The following is a 3,173-nucleotide window of genomic DNA, read 5'->3' on the forward strand; positions in this document are numbered from 1 at the left end:
TTCACTCGGTTATGGCTTTTCGCCATCGATCAGCCGTACAGGGTTCTCCTGTCGTGGGCGGGCTATCTGACCCGTCTGATCGCCGGTCGCCGGCAGAGGCAATGCGGTCTATTGGTATTTCGTTTATGGCGCGGGTTGTTAAAGAGCGGCGGGTCTCTTGAGTCCCTGACGCGGTGTGTGGCTGCGATGGGTTAATATTGCCTAAGGAATTATATATGGTCAATGCCTCAGGAAATAATATTTTCAGGGGGCGAAAAAAAACCCGCTCTCGGCGGGCTTGATGGGCGGGGTCAGGGTTAGTCTTCGGTAACCATCTTGTATGTAACAATCTCCCGATCCTCAAGGGCAACGTAACGCACGTATTTCATAACCTTGATGGAGATCGGCATCCCGAGACTAAGCTTCTGGATCTCAGGAAATTGCTGACGATTATACGTAACTTTCTGCTTTGAATCGCCGCTTCTAATGAAAATGGTTCCGTTTTCCTTGAGGTCTGCAACCACACCGAAAAGAGTTGTCTGCTCCGGTTTGATGTCTTGGTGCGCAGAAAGCCTTTCGTGCGTAAGGCGCACGGTGTCGAGAGTCCCTCCCCAGTGATAAACCTTGGAATTAGGAGCCGGCCAAGACAGCTCTGCGCCGATATTGCTAGCCTCTAACGCGCCGAGCATATCGCTTAAGGCCTTTGTTGCGGGCACCCCGATAACGGCAACCAGCTCTCTGATTCGGTCATGTGTCGGGGCTTGAAGGACATCAAATATTTGCTCAAGCGCGCCTTCCATTATTGATTCCCCAGTCATGTCAGGAGAAACATTTCCTGCAAATATCAGACGGGTAGAACCAAAAGCTAGGCTGGACAACCTTAGATCCATTTCTCTGGCCAGGCTCTCCGGTATGCCTCGCTTCGGGTTGGATCCATGGCGAAGGTGATATGCCGCATAGGACAGAGCGCGGTTGAAGGAGTCCGAAAGCTTGCTGAGTAGCTTTAGCGGAATACTTCCATCCATGCGCATGCCTATAAGCCGCAACTGAACAACCTCAAGCTGGAGGCTAGCTTTCGCTTGGCGCAATTCCTGATGCAGCTCCTCTTGATGAGACTTCCAGGAGTTCAGCGCGACTTGCAGTGAGTACCTACCAGGAGACCGCTTGAGGGCATTGGAGTCACGCTCAATAAACTGGTTAACCTGAGCAAGCTGGCGCTCAAGCCAATCGATACGATTTGGCTGCTCAGTCATAGGTTTACTCCAATCGAAGCAAGACCCTTTGGAGTCACTTCGTCGCGTTGAGTTCCAAAATGTTTCTTCCAGTAATCAAGCCCTAGGCCATCCTCCACCGGCACTTGGAAAACGTGAAGATTGAAGCGGGCTTTGACTGTCAAGGTATCGAATAACCCGTTTAAAACCGGACGTGCTGATTCAGAAATACTATCGAGGGTTTCTGATTCATAGACAAGGACAAGGTCGATGTCATCGGGCTCCTGCTTGTTACACATGAACGAACCATCAATCCATGCCGACCCCTTGAAGCCCGTGGCTTCCAGCATGTCCAAGTATATACCAAGCACGCCAAATAGAGCCTGTCTTCGGACGGAGTCTGGAAATTTATCAACGGTTATTAGCTTGAGCGCATTCAATGTGTAGTCGTGAATTCCGCCCGGCAATAGAGGTGGGTAGTCAATCTTTGCTTGAGTCATCGGCCGGCATCAATAAGTCCATTGCTTGCTTGAGTTTCAGAGCCTGCTCCTCTGTCATCCCGAGCATCCTGCTTGCCATTTCATCTACTGCTAAACGATGCCCGGCGCTGGCCTGGACATATAGGTCGTTTTTTTTGTAATCACTGTCGCCGTAAGCACGGGCAAGCTCTGCAATCTCCTTCGCTAAGCGCTTGCTGTAGCGCTCGGGCGGAATACCGAAGAGCTTATGAATGCCGACCGCAACTTCCTTATTTAGAGCTAACCGTCCGTTCAGGTAGTTACTGAACGATGCCTGATTCATTCCTAGAGCGGCACCCGCAGCCTCTTGGGTTATGCGCTTTTCCTTGGGCCGAGAGGCATTCTCCTGCTTTATCAGGTCTTTTAAGGCTGCGCACTCGGCCAGCTCCCACGCTTCGAGCTTTCTCTTCTCATTACTCATGGTGGGCGAGTGTATTTCCGTAGGGATTGGCTAACAAATTCCTTGGGCATTGATTTATTTCAATTCCTAAGGCAATAATTGACATATGAACCACGGAGGAATGGCTATGAGCCGAATCCCGCTATCCCAATTTGCGGAAATAAACGGGCAAACAAAGACCGCAATCCTGTTAGGCCTGACTCAAGGTGCCCTCAATAAGGCTCTGCGAGTAGGCCGAGATGTATACGTGATCTCGCATGAGAACGGCTCGTACACCGCCGAAGAGCTCCGTCCTTTTCCGGTCCAGTCCGCAAAGCGTTCTGCTGCATAACCAATATCAACAGCCAGGAGCATCGAAGCATGTACATCGACCCCACCCACCTGCATGACAAGCCAACAAAGGTTCGCCTTGACGATGCTGCCGATGGCTTGCTGACAGCTATGGCGCGGTATCAGCGGACACAAAAAGCAGTGTTAGCCCGCGAAATCCTTGAGCGCGGTCTGAACCAAATGATGGAAGAGCTTACCTCGAAAACTGAAGTGGCCTGAAGTGGCCGAGGAGGGCCTGTGCCCGAAACAAAAGAGCTGGAAGTTCAGCTTGACGGGAGAGGTGTCAGCGATCTGGAAGTATTGGCCAGAAATGCAGGCATCACCCCCGAAGAGCTGGCAGCAAAAATCATAAAAAAGGCACTAGATCGAATGACCCGAACAGATCCATCCAGAAGCAATGTTCGGCCGTTTCGTAAGGGCTCATAAGTCCCCGAGGGACTCAAAAGGATCGGATGACAAATCTCACAACCAAATCACAGACACAAAAAAGCCGGGGCGCAATCCCGGCTTTTCCAACTGCACTTACAAAAACACTGTGAGGCCAATTATGCACAGCTCGCTTAATACCAGCAATCCCCCCAACACTCCCGCGCCACATTTTTCGCAATCTGAAAACGTGGCGCGGGGTGTTTCTATGTCCAGCCTTGAGCTGGTCGACTTCATTAACTCGAAGCGCGATAAGAACGAGCCAACTCTCACGCACAAAAACTTAATCGCAAAGGTTCCGCGTGTTCT

The 3,173-nt window shown here is 51.1% G+C and carries 6 protein-coding genes; 3 read left to right on the top strand and 3 right to left on the bottom strand.

The genetic code is table 11. The features are described from left to right. Window positions 1-296: 296 nt before the first annotated feature. The 3 genes from ACP7A4_RS22875 to ACP7A4_RS22885 are packed head-to-tail and all read right to left on the bottom strand — an operon-like array spanning window position 297 to window position 2,129. On the bottom strand, window positions 297-1,232 hold the full coding sequence (locus ACP7A4_RS22875; protein WP_426248479.1) for a hypothetical protein: 936 nt from the start codon (window positions 1,230-1,232) through the stop codon (window positions 297-299). After that, window positions 1,229-1,690 (bottom strand): DUF6932 family protein, encoded by a 462-nt coding sequence (locus ACP7A4_RS22880; protein WP_426248480.1) that lies wholly within the window; start codon window positions 1,688-1,690, stop codon window positions 1,229-1,231. Before ACP7A4_RS22880 ends, ACP7A4_RS22875 begins: the two co-directional genes overlap by 4 nt. After that, a complete protein-coding gene (locus tag ACP7A4_RS22885; protein WP_426248481.1) occupies window positions 1,671-2,129 on the bottom strand; it encodes a helix-turn-helix domain-containing protein in 459 nt (152 codons plus the stop codon). The genes ACP7A4_RS22880 and ACP7A4_RS22885 overlap by 20 nt, the downstream gene beginning before the upstream one ends. 106 nt (window positions 2,130-2,235) lie before the next feature. Between ACP7A4_RS22885 and ACP7A4_RS22890 the strand changes: the two genes are divergently transcribed. From ACP7A4_RS22890 to ACP7A4_RS22900, 3 genes are read left to right on the top strand one after another with little or no spacing between them, the layout of a single operon-like run. Further along, the gene (locus tag ACP7A4_RS22890; protein ID WP_426248482.1) at window positions 2,236-2,439 is read left to right on the top strand and encodes a Cro/CI family transcriptional regulator; all 204 of its coding nucleotides are present in this window, start codon (window positions 2,236-2,238) and stop codon (window positions 2,437-2,439) included. Window positions 2,440-2,468: 29 nt separating this feature from the next. Then, window positions 2,469-2,657, top strand: coding sequence for a hypothetical protein (locus tag ACP7A4_RS22895; protein WP_047273722.1), 189 nt, complete (start codon window positions 2,469-2,471; stop codon window positions 2,655-2,657). Window positions 2,658-2,675: 18 nt separating this feature from the next. Then, window positions 2,676-2,864 carry a hypothetical protein gene (locus tag ACP7A4_RS22900; RefSeq protein ID WP_426248483.1) on the top strand — a complete coding sequence of 63 codons (189 nt, stop codon included), beginning with the start codon at window positions 2,676-2,678 and terminating at the stop codon, window positions 2,862-2,864. Window positions 2,865-3,173: the final 309 nt, after the last annotated feature.

It is taken from the genome of Pseudomonas sp. TWR3-1-1, assembly GCF_049896545.1.
In the GTDB taxonomy this organism is placed as follows: Bacteria; Pseudomonadota; Gammaproteobacteria; order Pseudomonadales; family Pseudomonadaceae; genus Aquipseudomonas; species Aquipseudomonas weihenstephanensis.

Excerpts from the sequence above, each read along its gene's own strand:
- ACP7A4_RS22875 (WP_426248479.1), bottom strand. The coding sequence starts at position 1,232 with ATGACTGAGCAGCCAAATCGTATCGATTGGCTTGAGCGCCAGCTTGCT.
- ACP7A4_RS22880 (WP_426248480.1), bottom strand. The coding sequence starts at position 1,690 with ATGACTCAAGCAAAGATTGACTACCCACCTCTATTGCCGGGCGGAATT.
- ACP7A4_RS22885 (WP_426248481.1), bottom strand. The coding sequence starts at position 2,129 with ATGAGTAATGAGAAGAGAAAGCTCGAAGCGTGGGAGCTGGCCGAGTGC.
- ACP7A4_RS22890 (WP_426248482.1), top strand. The coding sequence starts at position 2,236 with ATGAGCCGAATCCCGCTATCCCAATTTGCGGAAATAAACGGGCAAACA.
- ACP7A4_RS22895 (WP_047273722.1), top strand. The coding sequence starts at position 2,469 with ATGTACATCGACCCCACCCACCTGCATGACAAGCCAACAAAGGTTCGC.